General features: G+C 71.8%; 16 protein-coding genes. 13 read left to right on the top strand and 3 right to left on the bottom strand.

Annotated elements, in window-relative coordinates:
- Positions 1-174 precede the first annotated feature (174 nt).
- Together G6038_RS22700 and G6038_RS22695 are read right to left on the bottom strand one after the other, a co-directional pair.
- Entirely contained in the window at positions 175-837 is a 663-nt protein-coding gene (locus G6038_RS22700) for a CoA transferase subunit B (protein ID WP_100057672.1), read from the bottom strand.
- The gene (locus G6038_RS22695) at positions 834-1601 is read right to left on the bottom strand and encodes a CoA transferase subunit A (RefSeq protein ID WP_165040004.1); all 768 of its coding nucleotides are present in this window, start codon (positions 1599-1601) and stop codon (positions 834-836) included. The genes G6038_RS22700 and G6038_RS22695 overlap by 4 nt, the downstream gene beginning before the upstream one ends.
- Positions 1602-1804: 203 nt before the next feature.
- Here G6038_RS22695 and G6038_RS22690 point away from each other — a divergent pair, with 203 nt between their 5' ends.
- Entirely contained in the window at positions 1805-2587 is a 783-nt protein-coding gene (locus tag G6038_RS22690) for an IclR family transcriptional regulator (RefSeq protein ID WP_165040003.1), read from the top strand.
- Here the strand turns inward: G6038_RS22690 and G6038_RS22685 are convergent.
- A complete protein-coding gene (locus G6038_RS22685; protein WP_165040002.1) occupies positions 2584-3615 on the bottom strand; it encodes a phosphotransferase family protein in 1032 nt (343 codons plus the stop codon). The genes G6038_RS22690 and G6038_RS22685 overlap by 4 nt on opposite strands.
- Before the next feature lie 153 nt (positions 3616-3768).
- Between G6038_RS22685 and G6038_RS22680 the strand changes: the two genes are divergently transcribed.
- The 12 genes from G6038_RS22680 (at position 3769) to G6038_RS22630 (ending at position 15062) form a co-directional block, all read left to right on the top strand.
- Complete coding sequence (locus G6038_RS22680) at positions 3769-4578, top strand: alpha/beta hydrolase (RefSeq protein ID WP_165040008.1); 810 nt, start codon at positions 3769-3771, stop codon at positions 4576-4578.
- Between the two features lie 74 nt (positions 4579-4652).
- A complete protein-coding gene (locus G6038_RS22675; RefSeq protein ID WP_165040007.1) occupies positions 4653-5843 on the top strand; it encodes a SpoIIE family protein phosphatase in 1191 nt (396 codons plus the stop codon).
- A 161-nt stretch (positions 5844-6004) separates the two neighbouring features.
- Positions 6005-6844 carry an enoyl-CoA hydratase-related protein gene (locus G6038_RS22670; RefSeq protein WP_165040001.1) on the top strand — a complete coding sequence of 280 codons (840 nt, stop codon included), beginning with the start codon at positions 6005-6007 and terminating at the stop codon, positions 6842-6844.
- A complete protein-coding gene (locus G6038_RS22665; protein WP_165040000.1) occupies positions 6831-7865 on the top strand; it encodes a phosphotransferase family protein in 1035 nt (344 codons plus the stop codon). The genes G6038_RS22670 and G6038_RS22665 overlap by 14 nt, the downstream gene beginning before the upstream one ends.
- 33 nt (positions 7866-7898) lie before the next feature.
- Positions 7899-9092 (top strand): acyl-CoA dehydrogenase family protein, encoded by a 1194-nt coding sequence (locus G6038_RS22660; protein WP_165039999.1) that lies wholly within the window; start codon positions 7899-7901, stop codon positions 9090-9092.
- A complete protein-coding gene (locus tag G6038_RS22655) occupies positions 9089-10186 on the top strand; it encodes an acyl-CoA dehydrogenase family protein (protein ID WP_165039998.1) in 1098 nt (365 codons plus the stop codon). Before G6038_RS22660 ends, G6038_RS22655 begins: the two co-directional genes overlap by 4 nt.
- A 49-nt stretch (positions 10187-10235) precedes the next feature.
- A complete protein-coding gene (locus tag G6038_RS22650; protein ID WP_165039997.1) occupies positions 10236-11894 on the top strand; it encodes an AMP-binding protein in 1659 nt (552 codons plus the stop codon).
- A 17-nt stretch (positions 11895-11911) separates the two neighbouring features.
- Positions 11912-12763 carry an acyl-CoA thioesterase II gene (locus G6038_RS22645; protein ID WP_165039996.1) on the top strand — a complete coding sequence of 284 codons (852 nt, stop codon included), beginning with the start codon at positions 11912-11914 and terminating at the stop codon, positions 12761-12763.
- Entirely contained in the window at positions 12760-13419 is a 660-nt protein-coding gene (locus tag G6038_RS22640) for an HAD family phosphatase (RefSeq protein ID WP_165039995.1), read from the top strand. Before G6038_RS22645 ends, G6038_RS22640 begins: the two co-directional genes overlap by 4 nt.
- A gap of 28 nt (positions 13420-13447) precedes the next feature.
- The gene (locus tag G6038_RS31545; RefSeq protein ID WP_240918667.1) at positions 13448-14083 is read left to right on the top strand and encodes a nucleotidyltransferase; all 636 of its coding nucleotides are present in this window, start codon (positions 13448-13450) and stop codon (positions 14081-14083) included.
- Complete coding sequence (locus tag G6038_RS31540) at positions 14080-14352, top strand: BON domain-containing protein (protein WP_006942889.1); 273 nt, start codon at positions 14080-14082, stop codon at positions 14350-14352. Before G6038_RS31545 ends, G6038_RS31540 begins: the two co-directional genes overlap by 4 nt.
- On the top strand, positions 14349-15062 hold the full coding sequence (locus tag G6038_RS22630) for a metallophosphoesterase (protein ID WP_165039994.1): 714 nt from the start codon (positions 14349-14351) through the stop codon (positions 15060-15062). The genes G6038_RS31540 and G6038_RS22630 overlap by 4 nt, the downstream gene beginning before the upstream one ends.
- Positions 15063-15119: the final 57 nt, after the last annotated feature.

The following is a 15119-nucleotide window of genomic DNA, read 5'->3' as shown; positions in this document are numbered from 1 at the left end:
CCGGCCTTGGCGAGGGCACCGGCGATGGCGACCCCGCCGAGGTCCGAGCCGGAGAAGTCCTTCAGGGCGCCCTGCAGACGCCCCATCGGGGTCCGGGCTCCGGCAACGATGACAGAACTGGTCACGATGGGGTCTCCGATCTTGTTGTCGGGCAGTGGTGTTCGACTACGTATCTCAGACGAGTTCGTCGATGCGGAGCTCGAGCGGGGCCGCGGTGGCCGCGAGGACCTCGTCGACGGTGACGCCCGGAGCGAGCTCGCGCAGCGCGAGGGTCCCGTCGCCCACGACGTCGATCACCGCGAGGTCGGTGATGATCCGGTCGACGACGCCCTGGCCGGTGAGGGGCAGGGAGCACGTGTCGACGATCTTCGAATTGCCCTCGCGGTCGGTGTGTTCCATGACCACGATGACGCGGCTGGCGCCGTGCACCAGGTCCATGGCGCCGCCCATGCCCTTGACCATCTTGCCGGGGACCATCCAGTTGGCCAGGTCGCCGGTCCGGGAGACCTGCATGCCGCCGAGAACGGCGGTGTCGATGTGCCCGCCGCGGATCATGCCGAAAGACAACGCCGAATCGAAGAATGCGGCACCGGGATTGACGGTGACCGTCTCCTTGCCCGCGTTGATCAGGTCCGGGTCGACGTTCTCCTCGGTCGGGTACGGGCCGGTGCCGAGGATGCCGTTCTCCGAGTGCAGCGTCACCTGCACGTCCGGGGGAAGGTGGCCGGGGATGAGCGTCGGCAGCCCGATGCCCAGGTTGACGTACTCGCCGTCGATCATCTCCGCGGCCGCGCGGGCCGCCATCTGGTCTCGGGTCCATCCCTTGGTGCCGGTCATCGTGCCGCCCCTTCCGTTGCCTGGACTGTCCGCTTCTCGATCCGCTTGTCCTGCGGACCGGTTTCGACGATGCGCTGCACGAAGATTCCCGGCAGGTGCACCTGCGCGGGATCGAGCTCGCCGGGCTCGACGAGTTCCTCGACCTGCGCGATCGTGACCTTGCCGGCCATCGCGGCCAGCGGGTTGAAGTTCATCGCCGTCTTGTCGAAGAGCAGGTTGCCGGCGGTGTCGCCCTTGAGCGCGTGCACCAGCGCGAAGTCGGCGGTGATGCCCTCCTCCATCACGTACCGCTTGTCGCCGAAGGCCCGGGTCTCCTTGGGCGGGGAGGCCACGGCCACCGAGCCGTCGACGTGGTACCGCCACGGCAGTCCGCCGTCCGCGACCGGGGTGCCGACACCCGCGGGGGTGAAGAACGCGGGGATGCCGGCGCCGCCGGCGCGCAGCCGCTCGGCGAGGGTGCCCTGCGGGGTGAGTTCGACCTCGAGCTCGCCGGCGAGGTACTGGCGGGCGAACTCCTTGTTCTCCCCGACGTAGGAGGCGGTGACCCGGCGGATCTGGCGTCCGTTCAGCAGCAGGCCCAGGCCGTGGTCGTCGACGCCGCAGTTGTTGGAGAACACCTCCAGGTCGCCGACGCCCGATTCGACCAGCGCGCGGATCAGGGCGTCGGGGATGCCGCACAACCCGAACCCGCCGACGGCGATCGTCGCGCCGTCGGACACGTCCGCGACGGCGGCCGCGGGCGTGTCGAACACTTTCGTTCCCATCACAGACCCCTTCTCGAGACTTCGGTCCCTCCGGACCCTGGTACAGGATGCGTTCATTCAATGGACGATGACGCATCGGTCGAGTACCACTACATGCTCTGTGTTTGCCGATTTCAAGGCCTTGCAAGCGGCGCATTCGAGATTGCTCGCCCATCGGAACGCCGATTTCGGCATCGTTCACTGAGTGGACGTATCCTCGTTTCATGGAGGAGGCGCAGAGACCCCACGTGATCGGCCGCGTCAGCGCGCTGCTGCGCGCGATCGCCGGGCACGAGCCCGTCGGCTCGTCGACCTCGGATCTGGCCCGGGCGACGAACCTCGCGCGCCCGACCGCGCACCGCTTGCTGACCTCGCTCACCGACGAGGGCCTCGTCGACCGCGACCCGAAGACCGGTCGATGGTCGCTGGGTCCCGAGCTGTACCTGCTCGGCTCGCTGGCGGCCGGCCGGTACGACATCACCGACCTCGCCCGCGACATCCTGCGCGACCTCGCGCGGGAGACCGGCGAGAGCGCCTTCCTGTCCGCCCGGCGCGGGGACGAGACCGTGTGCCTCGCCAGCGAGGAGGGCAGCTTCCCGCTGCGCTCGCACGTCCTCCACGTCGGTATCCGGCTGCCCCTGGGTGTCGCGTCCGCGGGGCTCGTCATCCTGTCCCACCTGTCCGACCGCGACATCGACGAGTACCTGTCCCGCACCGACCTGACCACAGGGTGGGGGCCCGACCACGGTCGGCAGGCCGTCGAGGAACGGATCGCCGCGACGCGCCTGGCCGGCTACTCCACCAATCCCGCCCTGCTCGTGGAGGGAAGCTGGGGGATGGGCGCCGCCGTCTTCGACCATCGGGGCGCGCCGGCCTGGGCGCTGAGCATCACCGGGGTGGAGAGCCGCTTCCGCGACGACCGCCGCCCCGAACTCGGGGAACTGCTGCTCCGGCAGGCGCACCGGCTCACCCAGTTGCTGCGCCACCGCCCCCGGCGAACGGGCTAGGACCGTCCGGCGAGGGCCTCGCGGGCCATCTCGGCCAGCTGGGCCGGACGCTGTGCGAGGGCGTCGATGTCGATATCCTGATCGCCCATCGCTCCGGCGCGGAACCTCGCCGCCACACCCTCCGCGATGGCTGCGAGCTTCCACAACGCGAAGGCCTGGTGATAGCGCAGGTCGTCGAGGTCACGCCCGGTCGTGTCGGCATACCGGGAGGCGACCGTGTCGACGTCGAGGAAGCCGTCGGCGGGATCGGGCGCCCAGCCGAGCACGTCGGCCGACGCCCAGGTGGCGGTGAGCCACCCGAGGTCGGCCATGACATCGCCGATGGTCCACAGCTCCCAGTCCAGAACCGCCCGCACCTGCCCGTCGGTCCCGATCAGCAGGTTGCCCGGCCGGAAATCGCCGTGCACCAACCCGGTCCACCGTTCGGCGGGCAGCGTCCGGGTCAGGAGCTCGTGCACATCCCACACAGGACCGGGACCGACACCGCCGGCGGTGAGCTGACGGCTCCAGCGCCGCAACTGGCGCTCGAGGTAGCTGCCCGGTCTGCGCAGTTGCGCCAGCGGTCCGGTCGTGGTGTCCACCGCGTGGATCACCGCGAGGGTGTCCACGATGCTGCGGGAGGCGGCCGTTCGGTTCTGCCGGGGGAGCGCGGCGACCGTCTCGGCATCGTCGAGGACGACGCCGTCGACGTGCTCCATGACGTAGAAGTCCGCCCCCGTCACCGACCGGTCGGTGCAGCAGCCCAGCACCGGCGGCACCGGCACCGGACCACCGGCGAGCAGGTCGAGGATGCGCCACTCTCGCACGACGTCGTGGGCGGAGGAGAGCAACTCCCCGATCGGCGGCCGGCGCAGGACCCCACGCGTCCCCGCTTCGTCACGGACCCGGTAGGTGAGGTTGGACCGTCCTCCGGTGATCAGTTCGAAGTGCAGCGGTGGTGCGACGTCCGGGAGGTGCTCGACGAACCAGGCGGTGACGCGCGCTGCGTCGAGACCGATCGGCTCGCTCGCGGCGTTCCCCTGAGCCATCGCGCCCTCTCTGCTCGTACGAATCCGGTGCGGATCCTTCATGCTTACTCGCCTCGCGCACCGATCGGTGCGTGCCGGGCCGGACCACCGGGAAATTCGGGGCACCGTCCACAGCCGGCGGGATACGGGGCCGACCGTGCGAGTATGAGGCCCGTGAATGTGCTCACCAGAAACCACGTACGGGTGACCGGCCGGGCCGGTGCGCCCGTCGTGGTGCTGGCCCACGGGTTCGGATGCGACCAGAACCTGTGGCGGCTGGTGGTGCCGGCGTTGGAGCGCGACTTCACCGTGGTGCTGTTCGACCACGTCGGGGCGGGGCGATCGGATCTGTCGGCGTGGAGCCGGGAGCGGTACTCGGATCTGGACGGTTATACCGACGACGTGCTGCAGGTCTGCCGTGCGCTGGATCTCGGGCCGGTCGTCTTCGTCGGGCACTCGGTGAGCGCGATGATGGGGGTGCTGGCCGCGGGGCGTGAACCCGGCGCGTTCGCCGGACTGGTGCTGCTGGCCCCGTCGCCGTGCTTCGTCGACGATCCGGCCGCCGGGTACCGGGGCGGGTTCGGTGCCGGGGACATCGAGGAGTTGCTGGAGTCGCTCGAGGCGAACTACCTGGGCTGGTCGGGCGCGATGGCGCCGGTCATCATGGGTAATCCGGAGCGTCCCGAGCTGGGCGAGGAGCTGACCAACGCCTTCTGCCGCACCGACCCGGCCATCGCCCGGGTCTTCGCCCGCGTGACCTTCCTGTCCGACAACCGTGCGGACCTCGCGAACGTGACCGTTCCCACCCTGGTGGCCCAGTGCGCGCGCGACGCGATCGCCCCGCCGGAGGTGGGTGCCTTCGTCCACGCGCAGATTCCCGGGAGCCGGCTGGTCACGTTGGACGCCACGGGTCACTGTCCGCAGCTCAGCGCACCGGAGGAGACTGCGGCCACGATCGCCGCCTTCGCCGGCCGGGTCGGGTGAGGATCACGACCGGGGACACGGACGACGGCCGGAACCCGGGCGACGACGGCGAGCACGCGGGTGACGCCCGGGGGATGGCGGCCGTGCTGACGGAGGACAGCGCCGAGAGCCTCTACGAGAACGCGCCTTGCGGCTACCTGTCCACCCTGCCGGACGGGCGGATCGTGAAGGTCAACGCAACCCTGCTGGGGTGGCTGGGACTCCGGCGCGACGACCTGGTGGGCCGCCGGTACTTCTCCGACCTGCTCACCGTGGGCGGCCGGCTCTACCACGAGACCCACTTCGCCCCGCTCCTGCGCATGCAGGGCGAGATCAGCGGCATCGCCCTGGAATTGCAGGCGGCCGACGGCGTCCGCCTGCCCGTCCTGGTCACCTCGGTGGCCGGGTACGACAGCGACGGGCGGCCGCTGCTGATCCGCACCACCGTGTTCGACGCCCGGGAACGCCGCGCCTACGAGACCGAGCTGCTGCGTGCTCGCCGGGAGGCGGAGGACGAACGTGAACGCCTGCAGCGGCTGACCCGCACCCTCCAGGCGACGTTGCTGCCGCCGGACCTGCCCGACGTACCCGGCCTCGACAGCGCCGCGCACTATCACATCGCCTCCCCGGACGAGGTCGGCGGCGACTTCTACGACCTGTTCCCGGTCGGCGCGCAGACCTGGGGGCTGTTCCTCGGCGACGTATGCGGCAAAGGCGCTCCCGCCGCGGTGATGACCTCCGTGGCTCGTTACACCCTGCGTGCCGCGGCCGTCTACGCCCCCGGTCCGGCCGCGGTTCTGGCCAACCTCAACACCGTCCTCGTCCAGCGGTACCGCACGCACGACCCACGGTTCTGCACCGTCGTGTTCGGGTTGCTCACTCCCGATGCCGCCCCGGGCAGCTTCCGCGTCACCCTGGCCGCCGGCGGGCACCCGCCGGCCCTGCTGCTGCGCGGCGACGGTAGCGCCGACTACGTGCCGATCCCCGGCGGCCAGCTCATCGGCGTGCTGCCGCAGGCCCACATCGCCACCGCCGTCGTCCGCCTGGATCCCGGCGACACCCTGGTGCTCTACACCGACGGCCTCACCGAGGCCCGCACCGCACCGGACTCCGACGAGCGCTTCGGCGAGCAGGCTCTGCTCGACTTCGCCCGGACGCTGGGTCCGGTCACCGCCGCGGGGGCCGTCGCCGCCGTCCGGGGCCTTCTCGACACCCTCGGTACCGGGGTGGAGGACGACACGGCGGTGCTGGCCGTCCATGCGCCCCGGTGCACCGTCGAGCCCTGACCGGTCCCGCCGTCCCCGGTCACACCGGGCGCCTGTCCCCGGTCACACCGGACGCCCCGAGCGATTGACATCACACCGTCGCGGGCGCAAACTATGCAAGCGCTCAGCAACTTGAATCTGACGTCAAGTTACGTGACTCCCTGCTGTGAAGGAGCACCCGGATGACCGACGCACCCGCCGCGACGACCCGCGGCGTGGCCACCACCGACGACCTGGTCCTGACCGAGCGGCGCGGACCCGTCGCCCTGCTCACCCTGAACCGGCCGGCCAAGCTCAACGCCTGGAGCAATGCCCTCGAGGACCGCTACTTCGACCTGCTCGCCGAGGCCGACGACGACCCGCGGGTGCGGGCCGTCGTCGTCACCGGTGCCGGCCGCGGATTCTGCTCCGGCGCCGACCTCGACGACCTGCGCCACGTCGCCGACGCGTCGGACGACGACCTGGTGCGGCCGCGCCCGCGCGACTTCCCGCTGCGGGTCCGCAAACCGCTCGTCGCCGCGATCCGCGGCCCCGTCGCGGGACTCGGCCTGGTCGAGGCTCTCTACTGCGACGTCCGCTTCGGCGACCCGACCGCCCGGTTCACCACCGCGTTCGCGCGCCGCGGGCTCATCGCCGAGTACGGCATCAGCTGGCTGCTGCCCCGCCTCGTGGGCCACAGCCGCGCCACGGACCTGCTCCTGTCGAGCCGTATGGTCGACGCGGACGAGGCCCACCGGATCGGCCTGCTCGACCGTCTCGTCACCACCGGCGACGTCGTCGACGCCGCCGTCGCCTACGCGACCGACCTCGCCGCGCACTGCTCGCCGCGGTCGATGGCGACGATCAAGCGGCAGTTGCGCGACGACGCCGACCGGTCCTACCCGGACGCACTCGCCGCCGCGGACCTCCTGATGCTCGAGGCCTTCCGCGGTCCCGACGTCGCGGAGGGCGTCGCCAGCCACCTCGAGCGGCGCGCTCCCGAGTTCGCCGCCCTGCCCGGGAGTGCCCATGCCCCTGCGTGAAACCGTCGGCATCGACCCGGACGCGATCCTGCACTGGTTCGGTGACCTCGGCATCGAGCACACCGCGCCGCTGACCTTCGACCGCATCGGGCTCGGACAGTCGAACCTGACCTACCTGGTGCAGGACGGCGACGGTCGTCGGTGGGTGCTGCGGCGACCGCCGCTCGGGCACCTGCTGGCGTCCGCGCACGACGTCGCGCGCGAGGCCCGCATCCTCTCCGCGCTCGAGGGCACCGACGTGCCGACGCCGAAGGTGTTCGGGCTCACCGACGATCCGGCCTTCAGTGACGTGCCGCTGGTGCTCATGGAGTTCGTCGACGGACAGGTGGTGGACCGGATGTCCGTCGCCGAATCCCTGACGCCGGAGCGCCGCCGCCGGATCGGGCTGTCGCTCGCGCGGACGCTCGGCCGGATCCATGCCGTGGACCTCGAACGCACGGGGCTCGACGCCCTCGCCCGCCCCAAGCCGTATGCCCAGCGGCAGCTGCACCGTTGGGCCGGACAGTGGGAGAAGTCGAAGACCCGCGAGCTGCCCGAACTCGACGACCTGACCCGCCGGCTCCTGGCCGCAGTGCCGCCGCAGCACGAGATCACCTTGGTGCACGGTGATTTCCACCTGCGCAACGTCATCACCTCGTACGACGGCGGTGACGTCGTCGCCGCGCTGGACTGGGAGCTGTCCACCGTCGGCGACCCCCTCGCCGACGTCGGGTCGCTGTTCGCGTACTGGCCCGAGCCGGGGGAGGACACCGGCGGCGACTTCCCCGCCTCCACCCTCGAGGGCTTCCCGAGCCGCGCCGAGCTCGCCGCTGTCTACCTGGACGAGACGGGCCGCGACCCGGCGGCGCTGAAGTTCTGGCACGCGCTGGGGCTGTGGAAGGTGGCGGTGATCGCGGAGGGCGTGATGCGCCGCGCCCTCGACGAACCGCAGAACAAGGCCGCGGCCGGCACTCCCACGATCGAACGCATCGACGCCCTGGTCCACAAGGCCCGCGAGATCGCCGACGACGCCGGCATCTGACGCCCCACCACCCTCGACACGCAGGAGACGACGATGTCCCCCGACGAGCAGACGACCGCACGCGACCTCTCCGCGCGTGTGAAGACACTTCTGTCCGAACATGATCCGAGCACAACCCGGCCCGAGGACTTCCTCGGCGCACGGTTCGACGCCGGTCTCGCCTGGGTGCACTTCCCGCCGGGGCACGGCGGACTCGGTTTGTCGCAGACCCACCAGGCGCAGGTCGAGGCCGAACTGGCCGCCGCCGGAGCGCCCCGGCCCGCCGCCGGCCGCAACGGCATCGGCCTGGGCATGGCCGCGCCCACCATCGCGGCGTTCGGCACCGAGGAGCAGAAGCGCCGGTTCCTGCGCCCCCTCTACACCGGACGGCACATCTACTGCCAGTTGTTCAGCGAGCCCGGCGCCGGCTCCGACCTGGCCGCCGTCGCGACCCGCGCGGTCCGCGACGGCGACGACTGGATCGTCGACGGCCAGAAGGTGTGGACCTCGGGCGCGCAGAACGCGCAGATGGCGATCCTGGTGGCCCGCACCGACCCGGCCGTGCCCAAGCACGCAGGGTTGACGTACTTCCTGCTCGATATGAGCGATCCGGGCGTCGACGTGCGGCCCCTGCGGCAGATCACCGGCGAGGCCGAGTTCAACGAGGTGTTCCTCACCGGAGTGCGGGTGCCCGACGCCAACCGGCTCGGCGACGAGGGGCAGGGCTGGCGCGTCGCCACCACCACCCTCAACAACGAACGCGTCGCAATCGGCTCCGGCGCGCCCCGCGAGGGCGGCATGATCGGCAAGGTCACGACGGCCTGGCGCGAGCGTCCCGAGGTGCGCGACCCGGCGCGGCACGACGAGCTGATGCGGCTGTGGGTCGAGGCGGAGGTGACCCGGTTGACCGGCGAACGCCTGCGCCAGCAGCTCGCCGCGGGCCAGCCCGGCCCGGAAGGCTCCGGCATGAAACTCGCGTTCGCCCGCCTCGCCCAGACGGTCTCCGGCTTCGAGGTGGAACTGCACGGCGAGCAGGGCCTGCGCTACGACGACTGGACCCTGCGCCGGCCCGAATCGGTGGACTTCACCGGCCGCGAACCCGGATACCGCTACCTGCGCGCCAAGGGCAACTCGATCGAGGGTGGCACGTCGGAGATCCTGCGCAACGTCGTCGCCGAGCGGGTGCTCGGGCTGCCGCCGGAACACCGTGTGGACAAGGAGATTCCGTGGAAGGACCTGGCTCGATGACCGATCTGCTGTACTCCGACACCGAGGACGCCCTGCGCGACAGCGTCCGTCGCATGCTCACCGAGCGCTGCCCTGCGTCCGTCGTGCTGAGTGCGTACGACGCCGCGCCCGCCGACTTCTCGGGTGTGTGGAAGACCGTGGCCGTCGAACTCGGGCTGGCCGGCCTGCTGGTGCCCGAGTCGCTCGGCGGCGCCGGCGCGAGCACCCGCGAGGCCGCGGTCGTCATGGAGGAGATCGGCCGGGCCGCCGCGCCAGTGCCGTACCTGTCGAGCGCGGTGCTCGCGACCGTCGCGCTGCTGCGCGCCGGCGACACCGGGACCGTGCCGGACCTGGCGGAGGGCGCCGCGACCGGCGCCCTCGTCGTGCCGCTGTCGACGGCGCCGGACGCCGCGCTCACCGGGGTGTGTCGCACCGGCGACGGCATGACCGGACGGGTCACCAGCGTCGCCGGGGCACACGAGGCCGACGTGCTCGTCGTCCCCGTCGCGGGGCCGGACGGCCTGGAACTGCACACCGTCCGGTCGGACGCCCCCGGCGTCACGGTGACCCCGGTGCTGTCGCTGGACATGACCCGGCCGATCGCCGACGTCGAGTTCGCCGGGGCCGCCTCCACCCGCGTCGACGGCGGCGACGCGGCCGCCGCGGTGACCGAGGCGTTGCGGTGCGGGGCGGTGCTGCTCGCCTCCGAGCAGCTCGGGGTGGCCCAGTGGTGCCTCGAGACCACGGTCGCCTACGTCAAGGAGCGCCGCCAGTTCGGTCGCGCCGTCGGCTCGTACCAGGCGATCAAGCACCGGCTCGCCGATCTGTGGCTCGAGGTGGGCGCGGCGCTGTCGGCCGCCCGGTACGCGGCCGACGCGTACGCACGCGGCGACGACGACACCGCGATCGCGGCGGCCGTCGCCCAGTCGTACTGCAGCGACGTCGCCGTCCACGCCGCCGAGGAGTGCATCCAGTTGCACGGCGGCATCGGAATGACCTGGGAATATCCGGCGCATCTCTACCTCAAGCGGGCCAAGGCCGATCAACTCGCGCTCGGCGTCCCGTCCCGGCACCGCGCCCGGCTGGCGGAACTCGTCGGCCTGCCGGTCTCGTGACCGAAACGATTGCGCCGCAACAACACACGGAAGGACAGGTGCCGCCACGATGAGCTGGTACGACGACAGGCCCTGGATGGACCGGTACGATCCCCGCGTGGCCGAGGTCGGACCCGTCCCGCGACGGACCACGCTCGAGGTGTTCGCCGACGCCGTCGCCACCGCGCCGGACGGGCCGGCGATCACGTATCTCGGTGCGACGCTGACCTATCGGGAGGTCGACGAGCTGACCGACGGCGTGGCGGCCTACCTGCTCGAGCACGGCTTCCGCAGGGGCGACCGGCTGGCCGTGTACCTGCAGAACGTGCCGCAGTTCGTCCTCGCGCTGTTCGGGGCGTGGAAGGCCGGCGGCGCGGTGGTGCCGCTGAACCCGATGTACAAGGACGAGCTCGACCACATCCTCACCGACGCCGGCGTCGTCGCCGTCGTGTGCGGCGAGCAGGCGTGGGCGGACCGGGTGGCGGAGCGGGCCGCCGGAGCGGGCGTGACGATCGCGCTGACCGCGAGCGAACTGGACCTGCAGACCTGGAACGACGAGCGGCTCTTCGCCGGGGTCGAGCGCGGCCGGACCCCGGGCGTCCCCGACCTGCTCGAGATCGCCCGCGAATGGGCGGGACGCCCCGTCCCCGATCCGGGCCTGGTCCCCGACGACATCGCGCTCGTCTCCTACACCTCCGGGACGAGCGGACTGCCCAAGGGCGCCACCAACACCCACGCCAACCTCACCGTCAACTGCGTACTGCTGCGCCTGTACGACGAGATCCCGGCGGGTTCGCCGATCTTCGCGCTCGCACCGCTGTTCCACATCACCGGGATGGTCGTGCAGCTGCTCACGGCGGTGGATCTGGCCGGTCCGCTGGTCCTGGCCTACCGCTTCGACGCCGGGGTGGTGCTCGACGTCCTGAAGCGGGAGCGGCCCGCGTTCATGGTCGGCCCCTCGACCGCGTACATGGCGCTGCTGGCGCATCCGTCGTTCTCGTCGGACGCGTTCGAGTCGCTCCTGACCCTCAACTCCGGTGGCGCGCCGCTGCCACCGGCCATCGTCGAGCGCTTCCGCGAGCGGACCGGCCTCTACATCCGCAACGGTTACGGCCTGACGGAGACCAGCGCGCCCTGTGTCGTCGTGCCCGCCGGCCGCGAGGCGCCGGTGGATCCGGACTCGGGCACCCTGTCGATCGGCCTGCCGCTGCCCACCGCGACGGTGCGCATCGTCGACGAGGACGGCAAGGACCTCGGACCGGGCGAGGTCGGGGAGATCGCCGTCGAGGGGCCGATGGTCGTCCCCGCCTACTGGAATCTGCCTGAGGCCACCGCCGAATCCATTCCGGGCGGGCGGCTGCTGACCGGTGACGTCGGCTTCATGGACGCCCAGGGCTGGGTGTACGTGGTCGACCGCAAGAAGGACATGATCAATGCCTCGGGATTCAAGGTCTGGCCCCGCGAGGTGGAGGACGTGCTCTACCGGCATCCGGCGGTCCGCGAGGCCGCGGTCGTCGGCGTGCCCGACTCCTACCGCGGCGAGTCGGTCGCCGCATTCGTGAGCCTGCGCCCGGACCGGGACGTCGCCCCCGACGAGCTGGTGGCGTGGTGCCGCGACCGGCTGGCCACCTACAAGGCCCCGCGGTCGGTCGAGATCCTCGACGAGCTGCCCAAGACCACCAGCGGGAAGATCCTGCGCCGCGAGATGCGCAGGGTCGCGTCGTCCTGACCCGAGGAGGGAAACACGTGCCGAGCATCGACGAGGTCCTGGGCCTGCGCGAGATCGCCCCGGCGACGTTCCGCGCCGACCCGGTGCCGACCGAGATGGAACGCACCTTCGGCGGCCAGGTAGCCGGTCAGGCGCTCGCCGCGGCGGCACGGACCGTGCCGCCCGAGTTCGGCGTGCACTCGGTGCACGGGCACTTCCTGCGCCCCGGCCGGCCGCTCGACCCCACCGACTATCTCGTCGACACGGTCCGGGACGGCGGCAGCTTCCGCACCCGGTACGTCACCGCGGTCCAGGACGGCGAGACGGTGTTCACCCTGACCGCTTCGTTCCACCGCGGCGACGACGGGCACACCCATCAGGCGGCCATGCCGGCGACGGCCGGACCGGACGAGATCGCGGAGAACGGTCGCCCGTGGGCCGCGTGGTACGACTTCCCGGAATGGGACGACTGGGAGCGCCGCTGGCTACCCGCAGACGAGGCCACGCCCGACGTGCCGTCGCGCCGGCGGCTGTGGATACGGCACCGCACCCCCCTGCCCGACGACCCGGTCCTGCACGCCTGCGCCCTGACGTACTGCAGCGACATGGCGCTGCTCGACATCGCCGTCCTGCCGCATCCCGACAGGCCGATCCAGGGGGCGTCCCTCGATCACGCCGTGTGGTTCCTGCGGCCGTTCCGGGTGGACGAGTGGCTGCTGTTCGATCAGGTGTCGCCGTCGTCCGACTCGGGGCGCGCCCTGATCCAGGGGCAGATCTTCGACACGTCCGGACGACTGGTCGCCGCCGTCGCGCAGGAGGGCATGGTGCGGTTCCACACCGAGCGCACCGCCGCGGTCGGCGCCGGACGCGTGGAAGGACGGACGGAATGAACCTCGCTGCCACCACATCCGACCGCACCGCCGTCCTGGTCGACTTCGGCGGGGTGATCACCACGAGCGTGTTCGCCGCGTTCGAGGAGTTCGGCGCGGCGCTCGGCGATCCGGGACTGCCGCTGCGGCTGCTCGGCGGCGACCCGATCTCGCGCGCGCTGCTCGCCGACCACGAGTCGGGACGCATCGACGCGGAGGATTTCGAGCAGGGCTTCGCCGAGCGGTTGCGCGCCCACGGCGCGGCCGTGACCGCGGAGGGACTCGCCGCCCGGATGCAGGCCGGGCTGCGGCGCGACGACCGGACGGTGGCCCTCGTCGACGACCTCCGGGCGGCCGGCGTGCCGGTCGCGTTGGTGTCCAACGCCTTCGGCCGGGACTGCTATGCCGGCTTCGACCTGGCGGCGCTCGCGGACGAGGTGGTGATCTCCGCCGAGCTCGGCATCCGCAAGCCGTCGCGCCGCATCTACGCCCTCGCGTGCGAGCGGCTGGGGGTGGCTCCCGAGCAGGCCGTGATGGTCGACGACCTGCAGCAGAATCTCGACGGGGCGGCGCGGATCGGCATCGCCGGCGTGCTGCACACCGACGCCGACACCACTCGGCTCGAGCTCGCCGAGCGGTTCGGCTTCGGGACGGGACGAGTGCCCGGTCAGGTGTGAGCCGTCGGCGCGCGGGTACCCGCCACCCATGACCAACGCACAGCCTCACAGCTCCGGCGAACCCGCGACGGTCGACGTCGCGGGTTCGCCGGACGAGTCGGTCAAGGAGAAACAGCTGCTGCAGGTGCTGACCAAGGCGGCGAACACCCTCAACGAAGCCGGGGTGCGGTTCGCGGTCGGCGGTGGCTGCGCCGTGTACGCGCGCGGTGGGCCCGCGTCCGACCACGACGTGGACCTGTTCGTCCGCCCCCGGGACGTGGACGCCGCGCGGGAGGCGCTCGTCGCCGCCGGCATGCGTCCCGTCGATCCGCCCGAGAACTGGCTCAGCAAGGTCTACGAGGGAGAGCACCTCGTGGACCTGATCTTCCGGCCCAACGACCGGGACGTCGACGATTCGATGCTCGCCCGCGCCCAGTGGATGCGCATCGGCCCGACCGCGGCGCCGGTGATCAGCGGTACCGACCTGATGAGCGACAAGCTCAACGTGCTCGATGCGCACCGCTGCGACTTCGCGCCGCTGCTGCGCATCGCCCGCGCCCTGCGCGAGCAGGTGGACTGGGGCCAGGTGGCCACCGCCACGGCGGCGTCGCCGTACGCCCGCGCCTTCCTCGGCCTGCTCGCCGACCTGGGCATCATCGAACCCGGCTCGGAGGTACGGCGATGAGTCACGAACACCCGGAGCAGGATCACCCGCAGTACGTGGTGGCGCACCTGCACCGCGCCCTGGCCGAGGATCCCCGCACCGCCGAACAGGGCGTGCGCGTCACGATCCGCGGGACCGACGTGTACCTGACCGGCGAGGTCGCCAGCGCCGCGCGCCGCGACGCCCTGACCGTGGTGGTGCAGGAACAGCTACCGGACGTCACCGTCCACAACGACGTGCACGTGGTCGACTCGCGCGACCCCGGAACCTCGGTGGAGGAACTGCGATGAGGATTGCCGCTGTCGGCGACGTACACCTGGCCGAGGATGCCCGCGGCCATCTGCGGCCCGCCCTCGAACACCTGCACGAGCATGCCGACGTGCTGCTGCTCGCCGGTGATCTCACCCGGCACGGCACCGTCGCGGAGGCGCGCGTCGTCGCGGACGAGTTCGGCGACCTGCCGGTGCCCGTCGTCGGTGTGCTCGGCAATCACGACTACCACAGCGACGCCGCGGACGAGATCACCGACCTGCTCCGTGACCGGGGCATCGTCATGCTCGAGGGAGAGTCGGTCGTCCTCGAGGTGGACGGGGCGCGGCTCGGCGTGGCGGGGACCAAGGGGTTCGGCGGGGGTTTCGCGGGCAAGTGCGCGAGCGCGTTCGGTGAGCCGGAGATGAAGCAGTTCGCCGGGCACACCGTGGAACTGGCCGACAAGTTCCGCAGCGCCGTCGCGGAGCTCGACGGTGCCGACGTCCGCGTCGGGCTGCTGCACTACTCGCCGATCAGCGACACCCTGCGCGGCGAACCCGCCGAGATCTATCCGTTCCTCGGGTCGTATCTCCTCGGCGAGCCGGTCGACGAGTTCCACCTGGACCTGGCCGTGCACGGGCACGCGCACGCCGGGTGCGAGCGCGGCACGACCCCGGGCGGCGTGCGGGTCCGCAACGTCGCGCAGCCGGTCATCCGCACCGCCTATGCGGTCTACCGGTTCGAGAACTGAGCGCCGGGGGCCGGTCGCGGGGTGGCGGGTCCGACGCTCGACCACCCCGCGCGAGCC

The sequence above is a fragment of the Rhodococcus sp. 14C212 genome, assembly GCF_011058195.1.
Lineage (GTDB): Bacteria > Actinomycetota > Actinomycetes > Mycobacteriales > Mycobacteriaceae > Rhodococcus > Rhodococcus aetherivorans.
Note: the sequence above shows the minus strand (reverse complement) of the source record. Positions and strands in the feature narration are given on the sequence as shown.